Source organism: Microvirgula aerodenitrificans DSM 15089, assembly GCF_000620105.1.
Lineage (GTDB): Bacteria > Pseudomonadota > Gammaproteobacteria > Burkholderiales > Aquaspirillaceae > Microvirgula > Microvirgula aerodenitrificans.
This window is the reverse complement of sequence record NZ_JHVK01000005.1, coordinates 134,579-149,406: the sequence shown is the minus strand read 5'-3', so window position 1 is coordinate 149,406 and position 14,828 is coordinate 134,579. Positions and strand designations below refer to the sequence as shown.

The 14,828-nt window shown below is 65.4% G+C and carries 15 protein-coding genes; 8 read left to right on the top strand and 7 right to left on the bottom strand.

Annotation, left to right across the window (positions count from 1 at the left end; translation table 11 throughout):
- Window positions 1-14: 14 nt before the first annotated feature.
- Window positions 15-422, bottom strand: a complete 408-nt coding sequence (locus Q352_RS0107650) for a hypothetical protein (protein WP_028498846.1) — start codon at window positions 420-422, stop codon at window positions 15-17.
- 116 nt (window positions 423-538) lie between these two features.
- Window positions 539-2,068, bottom strand: coding sequence for a 23S rRNA (uracil(1939)-C(5))-methyltransferase RlmD (rlmD, locus tag Q352_RS0107645; protein ID WP_028498845.1), 1,530 nt, complete (start codon window positions 2,066-2,068; stop codon window positions 539-541).
- Between the two features lie 81 nt (window positions 2,069-2,149).
- Between rlmD and Q352_RS20195 the strand changes: the two genes are divergently transcribed.
- From Q352_RS20195 to nagZ, 3 genes are all read left to right on the top strand, one after another.
- Window positions 2,150-2,980 (top strand): L,D-transpeptidase, encoded by an 831-nt coding sequence (locus tag Q352_RS20195; RefSeq protein ID WP_051528759.1) that lies wholly within the window; start codon window positions 2,150-2,152, stop codon window positions 2,978-2,980.
- Between the two features lie 347 nt (window positions 2,981-3,327).
- Window positions 3,328-4,725, top strand: coding sequence for a glutamate--tRNA ligase (gene gltX / locus Q352_RS0107635; protein WP_028498844.1), 1,398 nt, complete (start codon window positions 3,328-3,330; stop codon window positions 4,723-4,725).
- 25 nt (window positions 4,726-4,750) lie between these two features.
- Window positions 4,751-5,830 (top strand): beta-N-acetylhexosaminidase, encoded by a 1,080-nt coding sequence (nagZ, locus tag Q352_RS0107630; RefSeq protein WP_028498843.1) that lies wholly within the window; start codon window positions 4,751-4,753, stop codon window positions 5,828-5,830.
- A 105-nt stretch (window positions 5,831-5,935) separates the two neighbouring features.
- Here nagZ and Q352_RS0107625 read toward each other — a convergent pair whose 3' ends face one another.
- A complete protein-coding gene (locus tag Q352_RS0107625) occupies window positions 5,936-7,183 on the bottom strand; it encodes a dicarboxylate/amino acid:cation symporter (RefSeq protein ID WP_028498842.1) in 1,248 nt (415 codons plus the stop codon).
- A gap of 394 nt (window positions 7,184-7,577) precedes the next feature.
- On the opposite strand from Q352_RS0107625, the gene aroF reads away from it, so the two are divergent.
- From aroF to zwf, 5 genes are all read left to right on the top strand, one after another.
- Window positions 7,578-8,594 carry a 3-deoxy-7-phosphoheptulonate synthase gene (gene aroF / locus Q352_RS0107620; RefSeq protein WP_028498841.1) on the top strand — a complete coding sequence of 339 codons (1,017 nt, stop codon included), beginning with the start codon at window positions 7,578-7,580 and terminating at the stop codon, window positions 8,592-8,594.
- 54 nt (window positions 8,595-8,648) lie between these two features.
- On the top strand, window positions 8,649-9,095 hold the full coding sequence (locus tag Q352_RS0107615; protein WP_028498840.1) for an OsmC family protein: 447 nt from the start codon (window positions 8,649-8,651) through the stop codon (window positions 9,093-9,095).
- Between the two features lie 13 nt (window positions 9,096-9,108).
- Window positions 9,109-9,441, top strand: a complete 333-nt coding sequence (locus Q352_RS0107610) for a 2Fe-2S iron-sulfur cluster-binding protein (RefSeq protein WP_028498839.1) — start codon at window positions 9,109-9,111, stop codon at window positions 9,439-9,441.
- 101 nt (window positions 9,442-9,542) lie between these two features.
- Complete coding sequence (gene gnd, locus Q352_RS0107605; protein WP_244879563.1) at window positions 9,543-10,523, top strand: phosphogluconate dehydrogenase (NAD(+)-dependent, decarboxylating); 981 nt, start codon at window positions 9,543-9,545, stop codon at window positions 10,521-10,523.
- Window positions 10,520-11,905 carry a glucose-6-phosphate dehydrogenase gene (gene zwf / locus Q352_RS0107600; RefSeq protein ID WP_028498837.1) on the top strand — a complete coding sequence of 462 codons (1,386 nt, stop codon included), beginning with the start codon at window positions 10,520-10,522 and terminating at the stop codon, window positions 11,903-11,905. The genes gnd and zwf overlap by 4 nt, the downstream gene beginning before the upstream one ends.
- Window positions 11,906-11,912: 7 nt before the next feature.
- On the opposite strand, the gene Q352_RS0107595 is transcribed toward zwf, so the two are convergent.
- The 4 genes from Q352_RS0107595 to Q352_RS0107580 all read right to left on the bottom strand — a co-directional run bounded on the left by Q352_RS0107595 (window position 11,913) and on the right by Q352_RS0107580 (window position 14,640).
- A complete protein-coding gene (locus Q352_RS0107595; RefSeq protein WP_028498836.1) occupies window positions 11,913-12,293 on the bottom strand; it encodes a type II toxin-antitoxin system VapC family toxin in 381 nt (126 codons plus the stop codon).
- On the bottom strand, window positions 12,293-12,529 hold the full coding sequence (locus Q352_RS0107590; RefSeq protein ID WP_028498835.1) for a type II toxin-antitoxin system Phd/YefM family antitoxin: 237 nt from the start codon (window positions 12,527-12,529) through the stop codon (window positions 12,293-12,295). The genes Q352_RS0107595 and Q352_RS0107590 overlap by 1 nt, the downstream gene beginning before the upstream one ends.
- A gap of 87 nt (window positions 12,530-12,616) precedes the next feature.
- Window positions 12,617-13,318, bottom strand: a complete 702-nt coding sequence (pgl, locus tag Q352_RS20190) for a 6-phosphogluconolactonase (protein ID WP_156952488.1) — start codon at window positions 13,316-13,318, stop codon at window positions 12,617-12,619.
- 125 nt (window positions 13,319-13,443) lie between these two features.
- Window positions 13,444-14,640: a pyridoxal phosphate-dependent aminotransferase gene (locus tag Q352_RS0107580; RefSeq protein WP_028498834.1), complete on the bottom strand. Its 1,197-nt coding sequence runs from the start codon at window positions 14,638-14,640 to the stop codon at window positions 13,444-13,446.
- Window positions 14,641-14,828: the final 188 nt, after the last annotated feature.

Genomic DNA, 14,828 nt, shown 5'->3' with positions numbered 1-14,828 from the left:
GTGGCGGGGCGAGCTCAGTGCGAGCAGCCGCAGCCTTCACCGCAGCCGTGGTCGTCGTGATCGTGTTCATGATCGTGGACCGCATCGATATCGGCGAACAGCAACGGCGCGGCGGCAAAGTGGCCCTGGCTCAGCTTCATTGCCTGCAGGTATTCGCCGAAATCACGGCACAGGATGGTTTCGATCAGCCCGCCGATCTCGATGTCGAGCAGAAAGGCGACCGGGCCGAAACCGTCCAGCGTCACCGGCTGTTGCTCGGCGAACGCCGTGCTCCACACCGAGCCCACGCCCTCGGCCGCACCGACCCGGGTAAAGCCGAGCTGTTGCAGATAGGCCTCGACGTCGTCGCAGTCCTGATCGTCGGCAAACAGCGGGTCCTTGGTCAGTGCGACCAGACGGCCGCCCTCGATGCAATGTGCCATGGTGATGTTCCTGTCAGTGCCGGGGCCCGGATGGGCCGAGGCGGGCATTTTACGCCCAGGCGCCGGGAGCGGCGACGCCGTTGCCGGCCTGATTCGCCGGCAACGGCATCCGGGGCTTACTTCTTCGCGCTGCGGGCGTCGTACGCGGCCTGATTGGCCAGGTAGTGGGCAAGGCGCGCGGCCTTGCGGGCGACGCGGGCTGCTTCCTCGTCGGCCTTGGCCTTGGCCGCCGCCGCGTTGCGGGCCTTTTTCGCGGCCTTGGCGGCCTCGCGCGCTTCGGCTTCAGCCGCATCGAGGGCGGCGACTTCCTCGCGACTCAGACCCGGGCCGGTCTTCTCGAACCAGGCGATGCTCTCGACGTGGCCGGTATGCGGGAACATGTTGACGATGCCGGCTGCCTTCAGCGTGTAGCCCTTGATATTGACCAGCACGCCGGCATCGCGTGCCAGGGTGGCCGGGTTGCACGACACGTAGACGATGCGTGATGGCGCGTCTTCGTTCAGCGATTTGACCAGATCGATGGCGCCGTCGCGCGGCGGGTCGATCAGCATCTTGTCGAACTTGCCGAGGGCGGCCAGCGATGCCTCGGTCAGGTCGAACAGATTGGCCATGCGGTAGTCGACTCGATGGTCGAGGCCGTTGTGGGTAGCGTTCTCGATGGCGCGCTCGATCAGCTGTGCGCTGCCTTCCATGCCGAGCACGGTCGCGCCGGAGCGGGCGATCGGCAGCGTGAAATTGCCCAGTCCGCAGAACATGTCGGCGATGCGTTCACCCGGCTGCGGGTCGAGCAGGCGCATCGCACGCTGGACCATCACCCGGTTGATGCCGGGGTTGACCTGGGTGAATTCGGTCGGCTTGTACGGCATCTCGATACCGAACTCCGGCAGGCGGTAGCACAGGCGCGGGGCGTCGAGCGGGTAGAACGGGTGGGCGGTGTCCGGACCTTTCGGCTGCAGCCAGAATTGCAGCGGCAGGGCGCGACCGGCATTGTGGCGGTCGGCGAAATCGCGCACGAGCGCCTCGTCGGCAGCGGTCAGCGGGTCCATGGTGCGCAGCACCAGCACGTCGACATCCTCGCCGCCGGCATATTCGATCTGCGGCATGCGCTCGCAGATCGACAGCGAGGCGATCAGCCCGCGCAGCGGCACCAGCAGCACCGAGATACGCTGCGGCAGGATGTGGCACTCGGTCATGTCGGCGATAAAGCTGGAGCGCTTTTCATGGAAACCGACCAGCACGCTGCCCTTGCGGGCGACCCAGCGCGCCGACATGCGGCCGCGATGACGGTAGCCCCATTCCGGGCCATAGATGGCCGGCAGCACGACTTCCGGCGTGACCTTGCCGATCCGGATCAGGTTGTCTTCCAGCACGCGCTGCTTGACGGCGACCTGGGCATTGAACTCGACGTGCTGCATCGAGCAGCCGCCGCAGACATTGAAATGCGGGCAGCGCGGTCTGGCGCGCATGAAGCTTTCTTCCAGCACCCGGGTACAGTCGGCGTTCTCGTAGGTGGCCTTGCTCCGGTAGGACTGGTATTCGACACGCTCGAAAGGCAGCGCGCCGTCGATGAACAGCGTCTTGCCGTCGACGTGGGCCACGCCGTGGCCGTCATGGTCGAGCGATTCGATGGTGGCGATGGGTAACATATGTTTACAATTCACGCGAAAACGCTATTTTCTCAAAAAACGCGCAGTCGTTCAGACCTTTCCTGAGGCCACGAGTATCTAATGCCCATGCTCACCCCGATCCGACGTTCTCTTTTCACCCTGGTCCTGCTCGGCGCATCCGCCGTGGCGGCCCCGTCGCGCGCGGCGCCGGTGCCGGACGTGCAGGTCAGCGAGACCGGTTATCACGTGGTGATCAACCTGCCGCAGACCCGGCTGTTCCTGTATCGCGACGGCAAACTGGACACGATTTACCCGGTTGCGGTCGGCAAGACGCTGACCCAGACACCGGCCGGCGAATACTGGGTGACCGGCATTTATCACAACCCGGCCTGGCATGTGCCCAAGTCGATCCAGGCCGAGATGAAGAAAAACGGCAGGACGGTGCAGACTGTGGTGCCGGCCGGGCCGAACAATCCGCTCGGCAAGGTGTTTGTCCGCTTTGGCGAGCCCCGGCTGGGTCTCGGCATTCACGGCACCAATGCGCCGTCCAGCGTGCCGGGTTTCCGCAGCCACGGCTGCGTGCGCATGCGCAACGACGACGTGCTGACCCTGGCCCGGACGGTGTCGACCGATGTACCTGTCTCGGTCATCAACCAGTCGGTGATCATGAATACCGACGCGCGTGGCGACCTGTGGCTGACGTCCTATCCGGACATCTACAAGACCGCGACCACCGGCCCGGCGGAAGTCACCGCCGCTGCCGAGAAGTGGGGCAGCGAGCACAATCGCAAGGTCGACGGCAGGCTGGTCAAGGCGGTGCTCGGCAAGCGGACCGGCCAGCCGGTCTGCGTGACCTGCAGCGGCAGCCGGCCGGAAGTGGCCCAGGCCGGTCTGGCGCCGGTGCACTGGCTCAGCGGCTCGGCGCAGACGGATCCGTCGCCGCTGTTCTGACGGTAACGGGGGGTGGGCACCGACGGCTGCAGTGGCGTCGGTGCAGGCCCGACTGATTGCGGAACTGGTGGGCACGCCGTCAGCCTGTCCGATTCCGACACCCTCCGCCCTCGCCGCCGCGAGGGGACCTCGCTGCGCTCGTCCGTTCTTCGTGGAACGACGTGACGGTGTGGGTGCGGCCGGCCGGCTGCAGTGGCGTCGGTGCAGGCCCGACTGATTGCGGAACTGGTGGGCACGCCGTCAGCCTGCCGGACTCCGGCACCCGTTGTACGTCGCAAGGGTTATGGACAATCTGCGGTCCGCGTAGAATACGGGTCTTCGCCTGATCCTACCGAATGCATTCCGACATGATCCGTACCCGTTTCGCTCCGAGCCCGACCGGCTTCCTGCATATCGGCGGTGTCCGCACCGCACTGTTTTCCTGGGCCTATGCCCGCAAGCATGGCGGCACTTTCGTGCTGCGCATCGAAGACACCGACCTGGAGCGGTCGACGCCCGAGTCGGTGCAGGCGATCCTCGACGGCATGCACTGGGTCGGTCTCGACTATGACGAAGGTCCGTTCTACCAGACCCATCGCTTCGATCGCTACAAGGCGGTAGTGAAAGACCTGCTGGCTTCCGGCCATGCCTACCTGTGCTACTGCAGCAAGGAAGAGCTGGACGAAATGCGCGCCGGTCAGGAAGCCCGCGGCGAGAAGCCGCGCTATGACCGCCGCTGGCGTCCGGAACCCGGCAAGACGCTGCCGCCGGTGCCGGAAGGAGTCGAACCGGTCGTGCGCTTCCGCACGCCGCTGGATGGCACCGTTGCCTGGGACGACCTGGTCAAGGGCCGTATCGAATTTGCCAATGAAGAACTCGACGACCTGATCATTGCCCGCCCGGACGGCAGCCCGACCTACAATTTCTGCGTGGTCATCGACGACTGGGACATGAATATCACCCAGGTGATCCGCGGGGACGATCATGTCAACAACACGCCGCGCCAGATCAACATCCTGAAGGCGCTGAATGCACCGCTGCCGCAGTATGCGCACCTGCCGATGATCCTGAACGCCGACGGCCACAAGATGTCCAAGCGGCGCGATGCGGTCAGCGTGGTGCAGTACGACGAGCAGGGCATTCTGCCCGAAGCGCTGCTGAACTACCTGGCCCGGCTGGGCTGGGGCCATGGCGACGACGAGTTCTTCACCATGGAACAGTTCGTCGAATGGTTCAGTCTCGAGGCCGTCAATCCGGGCCCGAGCCGCTTCGACCGCGAAAAATTCCTCTGGGTCAATCAGCAGCACATGAAGGTGGCCGACAATGGCCGGCTGGCCGCACTGGTCGAGCCGCGGCTGAACAAGCTGGGCGTGAAGGCCGAAAACGGTCCGGCGCTGGCCGACGTGATCGCGCTGGTCAAGGAACGTGCGCACGACCTGAACGAACTGGCTGCGCAGTGCGACTACTTTTATGTGCGCCGCACGCCGGTCGACGCCGATCTGGCCAAGCATTTCGACGCTGACGCCCGGGCGCGCATCGGCCGCTTCGGCGAACGCCTGGCGGCGCTGCCGGAGTGGAACGCGGAAGCGATCCATGAACTGTTCAAGCCGTTCTGCGCCGACGAGGGCATCAAGATGGGCCTGCTCGGCATGCCGCTGCGGGTGGCCGTATGCGGAACCGCGCAGACGCCGTCGGTCGATGCCGTGCTGGCGCTGATCGGTCGCGACGCGGTGCTGGCCCGCCTTCGCGCCTCCGTGCAAGGCTGACCCGTCAATCCACCTGGACCCTGTCATGACCCTGCAACTGCCTCGCGGCCCGGTGATGATCGACGTCGCCGGCGTCCGCCTGACCGACGAAGAAAAGCACCGCCTGTCCAACCCGCTGGTTGGCGCGGTGATCCTGTTCCGGCGCAACTTCGAATCGGTCGCACAACTGCGTGCGCTGACCGACGAGATCCGTGCGCTGCGCAGCCCGCACCTGCTGATTGCGGTCGACCATGAAGGGGGGCGCGTCCAGCGCTTCCTGGACGGGTTTACCCGCCTGCCGCCAATGCGCGTGCTGGGCGAGATGTGGGCGCGCTCGCCGGATCAGGCCCGTGACACCGCTCGCGCCGTCGGTGAAGTGCTGGCGGCCGAGCTGCGCGCCAGCGGCGTCGATCTGAGCTTCACGCCGGTGCTCGACCTCGATCATGGCGTCTGCGCGGTGATCGGCAACCGCAGCTTCCACCGCGACCCGCAAGTGGTGGCCGAACTGGCTGCCGCGCTGATCGGGGGGCTGGCGGCTGGCGGCATGATCGCCTGCGGCAAGCATTTCCCCGGGCACGGTTTCGTGGCCGGCGATTCGCACCACGAGATTCCGGTCGACCATCGCGACTACGCCGAGATCGAGCGCGACGACCTGGTGCCGTTTGCGCGTCTGGTGCGTGCCGGTCTGCACGCCGTGATGCCGGCCCACGTGGTCTACGACCATGTCGACCCGAATCCGGCCGGCTTCTCGCCGTTCTGGATCGGCACCGTGCTGCGCGAGCGGCTCGGCTTCACCGGCACCCTGTTCAGCGACGACCTGTGCATGGAAGGCGCCGCCGGCGTTGGCGACATCGTCGCCCGTGCCGAAGCGGCCTTTGCCGCCGGCTGCGACATGGCGCTGGTCTGCAACCGGCCGGACGTGGTCGACGAGCTGTTCTCGCGCTTCAGCGCACCGGCACTGCCGGCGCTGGCGGCACGGCTGGATGCCATGGCCGGGCAGGGCGATGTCGATACCTGGCGCGCCCACCTGGACAGCGAGGCGTTCCGCGCCACCCGGCAACGGGTCGCGGCACTGTCGATGCCGGCCGATGCCCTGGCCGGACCGGCCGTCGGCGAGGCCGCCTGAAGGTTTCGGCACCATGGATGACAATGGCCGGGCAATTGCCCGGCCATTGTTTTTGCTGCCTCGCAGCCGGAGGGGATGCAGATCCGCCTCCGGTCCCACTGCGGGCTACATGTCTCCGTGCTTGCTGGTGTCCAGCTCGCCTTCCCACTTCGACACCACTGCCGTGGCAACGGCATTGCCGAGCACGTTGGTGGCAGAGCGGGCCATGTCGAGGAAGTGGTCGACGCCGAGGATCAGCAGCAGACCGGCTTCCGGAATGTTGAACTGGCCCAGCGTCGCCGCGATCACCACCAGCGAGGCACGCGGCACCCCGGCCATGCCCTTGGACGTGACCATCAGGATCAGCAGCATCATGATTTCCTGGGTCAGCGTCAGCTCAATGCCATAGGCCTGGGCAATGAAGATGGTTGCGAACGTGCAGTACATCATCGACCCGTCCAGATTGAACGAGTAACCGATCGGCAGCACGAACGAGGCGATCTTGTTGTTGCAGCCGAAGCGTTCGAGGTTCTCCAGCGTCTTCGGGTAGGCCGCTTCCGAACTGGCGGTACTGAAGGCCAGCAGCACCGGTTCGCGGATCGAGCGCGCCAGGCGGAACACGCTCTTGCCGAGGAACAGCGAGCCCAGCAGCATGATGACCAGCCACAGCAGCAGGATGGAGCCGTAGAAGCTCAGCATGAAGGTGCCGTAAGTGGCGAGCACGCGCAGCCCGTTTTCGGCCACCACCGCCGCCACGGCGGCGAACACCGCGACCGGAGCGAAGTTCATGATGTAGGTGGTCACCTTCAGCATGATGTGGGCGACCATGTCCATGTCCTTGATCAGCGGCTCGGCCTTCGGGCCGAGGGCTGCGGCGGCAACGCCGAAGAAGATGGCGAACACGACGATCTGCAGGATTTCATTCTTGCCCATGGCATCGATGATGCTGGTCGGGAACGCGTGATGCAGGAAGTCCTTCAGTGACATCGCCGCCTTTTCCACCCCGCTGGCCGCATTGACGTCGGGCAGTGGCAGATGGAGGCCGACGCCGGGCTGCAGCAGGTTGACCATGATCAGGCCAAGCAGCAGCGACATCAGCGACATGCAGATGAACCAGCCGAAAGTCTTGGCGCCGACGCGGCCGATGGTCGCGCCATCGCCCATGCGGGCAATCCCGACCACCAGCGTCGTGAAGACCAGCGGCGCGATGATCATCTTGATCAGGCGCAGGAAGATATCGGTCAGCAGCGAGATGTAGCTGGCGAACTCGGTGATGAAGCCGCCTTCGCCGCCATGCTGGTTGACGATGTAGCCGCAGACGATGCCGAGCACCAGGGCAAGCAGAATGTATTGTGTTAGTCGTTTTGACTGCATAGAAGCTCTCCATGACCACCGGCAGACTGCCGATGGCCACCCCTTCGGGTTATTTAGCTGTCATTCTCCAGTGTCGTGCTGCACTGGTGCCAAGGTCGCGCAGTATAACTATTGGTTTTTTGTTATGAACAAGAAATTTTCAATTCGTATCAAATTTTCTTGCCGGATTTTCGATAAAGACTGAATTTATGTCGAAAATATGTAAATTGTGTCGACGAACGGCAACAAAACCCTACATTTGCATGAATTGATGTGGATCATTGAACAGGAATCGGGTTTCCGGGTAAGCCGGTCGGTCGGTGCGATTGTCCGGCAATGCGCGCTGGCAGCCTCGCTGCACGCGGGGCGCAAAACGCGGTAAGGTAGCGCTTTTGCAACGGAACGACGTGACCCCATGATCATCGTCATGCAACGCGGCGCCAGTGACGCCGAAATCGATGCTGTCGTGGCCCGGATTCGCGAGCACGGCCTCAGCGAACATGTGTCAAAAGGTTCCGAACGCACCATTATTGGCGCGATCGGAGACGAACGACCGCTGGAGCCACGCCACTTCGAACCCCTTCCCGGCGTCGAGCGTGCGCTGCATGTGGTCAAGCCGTACCGGCTGGTCAGCCGCGAAACCCAGCCCGAGGACACCGTGGTCAGCATCCATGGCGTCAGGATCGGCGGTCCGCAGCTGCAGGTCATCGCCGGCCCCTGCTCTGTGGAAACGCCGGAACAGATGGCACTGTCGGCCGCCGGCGTCAGGGCTGCCGGTTGCCGGATGATGCGCGGCGGGGCATTCAAGCCGCGTACCAGTCCGTACAGCTTTCAGGGACTTGGCGTCGAAGGGCTGGAGCTGCTGCTGGCGGCGGCCCGGCCCGCCGGCCTGCCGGTGGTGACCGAGCTGATGGATGTGCGCATGCTCGACACCTTCATGGAGCATGACGTCGATGTGATCCAGATCGGCGCGCGCAATATGCAGAACTTCGACCTGCTGAAGGAAGTCGGCCGCATCAACAAGCCGGTGGTCCTGAAGCGCGGACTGGCCAACACCGTGTCGGAATGGCTGATGGCTGCCGAGTACATCGCCGCCGGCGGCAATCATCACATCATCCTGTGCGAGCGCGGCATCCGTACTTTTGAAACCGCCTACCGCAATACGCTGGACCTGACGGCGGTCATGGTTGCCAAGCGCGAGAGTCACCTGCCGGTCATCGTCGACCCGAGCCATGCCGGCGGCAAGGCGTGGATGGTGCCGCAACTGGCGCGCGCCGCCATCGCCGCCGGCGCCGACGGGCTGCTGATCGAAATGCATCCGTCGCCGTGCGATGCCTGGTGCGACGCCGACCAGGCGCTGTCGCCGGCCGAGCTGGCCGAGCTGATGGATTCGCTGCGCCTGATTGCCCAGGCGGTCGGCCGCACCCTCTGATCTGCTTCCGGCCGGGTGCCCACCGGCCTCCCTTTGACCATGCAGGACTCCACCATGAGCGATATCGTGCACGTCACCTTGACCCAGCAGCAGGGCTACCAGTTTCTGATCGACTTCGGTGCGGCCATGCCGACGCTGCTGGCGGATGAACCGCCGCCGCTGGGCGAGGACAGCGGTCCGTCGCCGGCCCACCTGCTGGTGGCGGCCGCGGCCAACTGTCTGCTGGCCAGCTTCCTGTTCTCCCTGTCCAAGTACAAGCAGGACGCGGGTCGCCTGACGGCCGAAGCCCGCTGCGAAGTCGGTCGCAATGCCGAAGGCCGGATGCGGGTGCTGTCGATCGACGTCGTGCTGCGCCTGGGCAAGGAGGCGGCCGAAATCGAGCATCTCGACCGCATCCTCGGCCAGTTCGAGCCGTTCTGCACCGTCTCGCAGAGCATCTCGGCCGGGGTCCCGGTCCATGTCAGCGTGCGCGATGGCCGCGATACCGTCCTGAAGGAATGAACGCGCCGCCGCCATGCCGACCGTGACCTTTGTTTCCGACCGCCTGCCGGCGCCGGTCAGCGTCGAGGCCGCGGCCGGCGAGCTGCTGCTCGAGGTGGTCCGGCGCGCCGAACTGCCGCTGTGGTGGCGCTGTGGTCACGGCACTTGCGGTGCCTGCCTGGTGCGGGTGTCGCACGCCGGCCAGCCGGTGCCGTTCCGGCTCGGGCGCAAGGAACGCAACGTCATGATCCGTCAGGGCTACCTGCCAAAGACGGCACTGGCTGACGATGACTTCATTGACTCGCCGGACCTGCCGCGCCTGGCCTGTCATATTGCCGTGACCGAAGACCTGCTGATTTCGTTCTGACATCACCTTTTGCCTTGATCCCGCCGCGCTCCCTGCATGCCTTGCTATAACGACAATCGGGCACGCCGCACGGCAGCAAGGGGATGGAGATGGATATCGGCATGGTCGGACTTGGCCGGATGGGCGCAAACATGAGTCGGCGGTTGCTGCATGGCGGCCACCGGATTACCGGGTATGACGCCGATCCGCAGGCAGTGAGCGTATTGCAGTCCCATGGTGGCAAGGCTGCCGCGTCGCTGGAAGCGCTCGTGCATGCACTGGTCGCGCCACGCGTGATCTGGCTGATGCTGCCGACCAGCCAGATCAGCAATACGCTGTCCACCCTGGCGCCGCTCCTGAGTGCCGGCGACTGCGTGATCGACGGCGGCAATACCTTCTATCAGGATTCGATCCGGCGGGCCCGCACCCTCGGCCTGCTCGGTCTGTCCTTTGTCGACGTGGGGGTCAGCGGCGGGGTATGGGGCCGCGAGCGAGGCTATTGCCTGATGATCGGTGGCGAGCAGGCGGTCGTGCAGCGGCTCGAACCGCTGTTCATGACGCTGGCGCCGGCGAGTGGCGATGACAGTGGCGCGGCGGGGGCCGAGCGCGGGTTCCTGCACTGCGGGCCGGCCGGAGCCGGCCACTTCGTGAAAATGGTGCACAACGGTATCGAATACGGGGTGATGGCGGCGCTGGCCGAGGGCTTCGACATCCTGCGTGGCGCCGGTTTTGCCCGCCGCGAGACGGTGGGGCCCGGCATCGACCCGGCGCACTATGCCTATGACTTCAATCTGGCCGATATTGCCGAAGTCTGGCGTCACGGCAGCGTGATTTCGTCATGGTTGCTGGACTTGTCGGCCATGTCGCTGCTGCTGGATGGCGATCTGGCGGACTTCAGCGAGCAGGTGCCCGATTCCGGTGCCGGTCGCTGGACGGTGCGTGCCGCCCTGGACGAAGGCGTGCCAAGCCCGGTGCTGACCGCGGCGCTGTACCAGCGTTTCAGCTCGCGTGACCGGGACGCCTTCGGCCGCCGGTTGCTGTCGGCGCTGCGTTACCAGTTCGGCGGCCACGTTGCCGGCCCGGGCCCGGTGCCGGAGAAATGAAGTCCGCCGCCGCCGACGCGCTGGTGATTTTCGGGGCCAGCGGCGACCTGGCCTTCCGCAAGATTTTTCCGGCGCTGCAGGTGCTGTTCGCTCGCCGCCAGATCGACTTGCCGGTGATAGGGGTGGCCCGGACCGCACTGGACCGGCAGGCATTCGCCCGCCGGGTGCGCGAGGCGGCGCTGGCGGCCGACCCGGGTGCCGATGCTGCCGCGCTGGCGCGGCTGGAAGCCCGGCTGGACTTCGTCGCCGGCGACTACGGTGACCCGGCGACCTATGAGCGACTGCGGATCGCCCTGGCGCGCAGTGCGCACCCGCTGCACTACCTGGCCATTCCGCCCTCGCTGTTCCCGGCGGTGATCAAGGGGCTGGAGCAGTCCGGTGCGGCCCGTGGCGCGCGCATCGTGGTGGAAAAACCGTTCGGGCGCGACCTGGCCGGGGCGCGGGCGCTGAACCGGGTGCTGCATGGCGTGTTCCGCGAGCGCGAGGTGTTCCGCATCGACCACTACCTCGGCAAGGAAGCGGTGCAGAACCTGCTGTATTTCCGCTTTGCCAACAGCTTTCTGGAACCGGTCTGGAACCGGATCTACATCGACAATGTGCAGATCACACTGGCGGAAAATTTTGGCGTCGGCAGCCGCGGGCATTTCTACGAGGAGGCCGGCGCCATTCGGGACGTGATCCAGAATCACCTGCTGCAGGTGCTGGCCTGCCTGGCCATGGAGCCGCCGACCGGCAGCGACGACGAGGCCATCCGCGACGAAAAAGCCCGCCTGCTGCGTGCCATCGAGCCGCTGGACAGCCGCAACGTGGTGCGCGGCCAGTATCTCGGCTACCGGCAGGAAGCCGGTGTTGCCGCAGATTCCCGGGTCGAAACCTTTGCCGCCGTCCGGCTGTCGATTGCCAACTGGCGCTGGGCCGGCGTGCCGTTCTATCTGCGCGCCGGCAAGCAGCTGCCGCTGTCGGCGACCGAGGTGCTGGTCGAGTTTCGCGGCCCGCCGCAGGCGGTATTCGGCGAGCACCACCCGGGGCACGGCAATTACCTGCGCTTCCGGCTCAGCCCGGAAGTGGTGATTGCGATGGGGGTGCAGGTCAAGGCCAGTGGCGACACGCTGATGGGCGAGACCACCGAGCTGTTTGCCACCCACCAGAGCAGCGGCGCGGCCGGCCCGTACGAGCGGCTGCTGCTGGATGCGGTGCGCGGCGACGGCGGGCTGTTTGCCCGTGAGGACGAGGTGGACGCGGCCTGGCGCATCGTCGACCCGGTGCTGGCCGATCACGGTCCGGTCTATCCGTATGCGGCAGGCAGCTGGGGGCCGGAGGAGGCCAACCGTTTTATCCAGCGCAATGGCGGCTGGCACCGGACGGCCGGTCCGGGAAAGTGAGTCGCTGCTACGGGCAGAGCAGAGCCAGTTCCGTGTACTGCGCGACCAGACTGTCTGCCGTCAGCAGTCGCATGGGTTCGGTCATGGCTGTCGCCACAATCAGGCGATCGAACGGGTCTTTGTGGTGGTTTGCCAGATGCAGGGTCGCCTGGGCGTGCCCGCCACTGACGGCGATCTCGGCAAAGCCGCTTTGCCCGGCAGCAAGACGAATTTCCGCCAGGTCTGCCCGCAGCCTGCCTTGTCCGATCTTGATGGCGAGTTCCCAGTAGCTTGCGGCACTGACATGAATGTCACTGGCTTCCTGAATGACGCGCCGTGCTCTCGGGGACAGCCTGTCATCATCTGCCAGGGCCCACAGCAGAATGTGCGTATCCAGCAGAAGGTGCATCAGTCAGTGCCGGTAAACAGGGCCAGTTCCGCGTCGCTCAGTGGCTGGTCGAAGTCGTCCGGGATATCGAGCCGGCCCTTGAGCGCACCGAAACGCGGCACCGTGCAATGATCTATCGCGACCAGCCTGGCTACCGGGCGTCCATGGCGGGAAATGATGACTTCCCGGCCGGCAACCGCCTCATCCACCAGCCTGGAGAGATGATTCTTGGCTTCAGCGAGTGCAGTGGTGCTCATGGTCTTTGCCCTGTGAATCCTGCCTGATCCGAATATAGCCATATATGGCCATATTTGCCATTCCGGGTGCCGCCTGTTGCGGTTGCCCTACATCTCGTCATCGGCGTGAATGGCGGCGGCCTCGTCGACAAACCACTCGGCATTGGCCAGCGCGGTGGCCGGCAGGTCGGTGCCCTGCCAGACCAGGCCGAGTGCGTGTGCCTTGTCGCGGCCGCAGGCAAGGAACAGCCGGGCGCGGGCGGCGGCCAGGGTCTCGTGGCCGAGCGTCATGCGCGGCTGGCCGTCCGGTGCATGCGTCACGGCGGCGATACCGGGCGGGCAGGGTTGCTGCGGGAACAGCGATGCGGTGTGGCCGTCACGGCCCAGTCCGAGCAGGGCGATGTCGAGTCGCGGCGCGACACCGCCGTCCAGCGCGGCAAAGGCATGGCTGAACGCGTTCACGGCTGCCTGCGGGTCGCCGTGGTAGTGCCAGCCGAGCAGCGCGGCCGGTGCCGTCGGCAGACGGTCGAGCAGGTGATGACGAATCATGCATTCGTTGCTGTCCGGGTGGTCGACGGGCACGCAGCGCTCGTCACCGACAATCAGGACCACGTGTGGCCAGTCGATGCGCGCAGACTGGGCCGGCGCCGCCAGCCACCGGTACAGCGCCTCCGGCGTGCGGCCGCCGGCCAGCGCCAGCAGCGCGCGGCCATGGGTGCGGATGGCATGGCCGAGATGGACGATCAGCGCCTCGGCCGCGGCGCAGGCGACGCTGTCGGCGTCGTCGGATACATGCAGTTTTCTTGTCATGGCATTCTTGTTATCGGAAAAAAAGCGACGGGCCGCCGCCAAACCGGGCGGCCGGACGTCGCATGGACGGCAGGCGAAAAAAAGGACCCCTCGGGGTCCTTTCTGATCGACGGCGGACAAACCGCTCAGGCAGCAAGTGCCTTTTCGATCCGGCCCAGGGCCTTTTCCAGGTTCTGCATGCTGGTGGCGAACGAGATGCGGAAGTAACCTTCCGCGCCGAAGGCCGAGCCCGGCACCACGGCGACATCCTGCGTTTCCAGCAGGTAGGCGGCCAGCGCCATGTCGGTCTGTTCGGCCAGCTTGCCTTCGGCGGCCAGCACGCGGATTGCTTCGCGGGCGTCGACGAAGGCATAGAACGCACCACCGGCACGCAGGCACTTCAGACCGCGCATGCGGTTGAAGTAGTCGACCACGTACTGGTGACGTTCGTTGAAGGCCTTCAGCATCGGCGCAATGCAGCCCTGATCGCCGTTCAGCGCGGCTTCAGCGGCCACCTGCGAGATCGACGTCGGGTTGGACGTGCTTTGCGACTGGATGTTTTCCATCGCCTTGATCAGCTTCTGCGGGCCGGCGGCGTAGCCGATGCGCCAGCCGGTCATCGAGTAGGCCTTGGACACGCCGTTCAGCACGATGACCTGTTCCTTCAGGTCCGGGCAGGCGTTCAGCAGCGTGTGGAAGCGGGTGTCGCCGAGCATCACGTGTTCGTACATGTCGTCGGAGGCGACCAGCACGTTCGGGTGCTTGCGGACCACGTCGCCCAGTGCCTTCAGCTCGTCCAGCGTGTAGACGGCGCCGGTCGGGTTGGACGGGCTGTTGATCACCAGCAGGCGGGTTTTCGGCGTAATGGCCGCTTCCAGCTGGGCGGCGGTCAGCTTGAAGCCCTGCTCGATGCCGCATTCGACGATGACCGGCACGCCACCGGCGAGCAGGGTCATGTCCGGGTAGGACACCCAGTACGGCGCCGGGATGATCACTTCATCGCCGTCGTTGATGTAGGCCTGGCACAGATTGTAGAAGCTCTGCTTGCCACCGACCGACACCAGGATCTGGTTGACGGCGTAGTCGAGCCCGTTGTCGCGCTTGAACTTGGCGGCCACGGCCTTTTTCAGACCCGGGGTACCGGAAACCGGCGTGTACTTGGTGAAGCCCTTGTTGATCGCTTCGATCGCGGCGGCCTTGATGTGGTCCGGGGTATCGAAATCGGGTTCGCCGGCGGCCAGAATGACGACGTCGCGGCCGTCCGCCTTCAGTTTCTGCGCCTTGGCGTTGATGGCGAGCGTCGGCGATTCCTTGATGGCGTTCACGCGGTGCGAGAGTTCCACTTTCTCTTTCCTTTGTTTGCTTCTGGATGGGGGTGAGCAGTCCGGGGTTGCGCGCGCTCGACCCGCGCGCGCAGCACGCCCGATTATGTATGGGGATGCGCGAACGTGATGTTACTCCTGATGTTCGCGCGGCCCAACCGCTTCGACCGGCGGCAGGGCATGAAAAAGCAGCAGACCGGGAAGGTCTG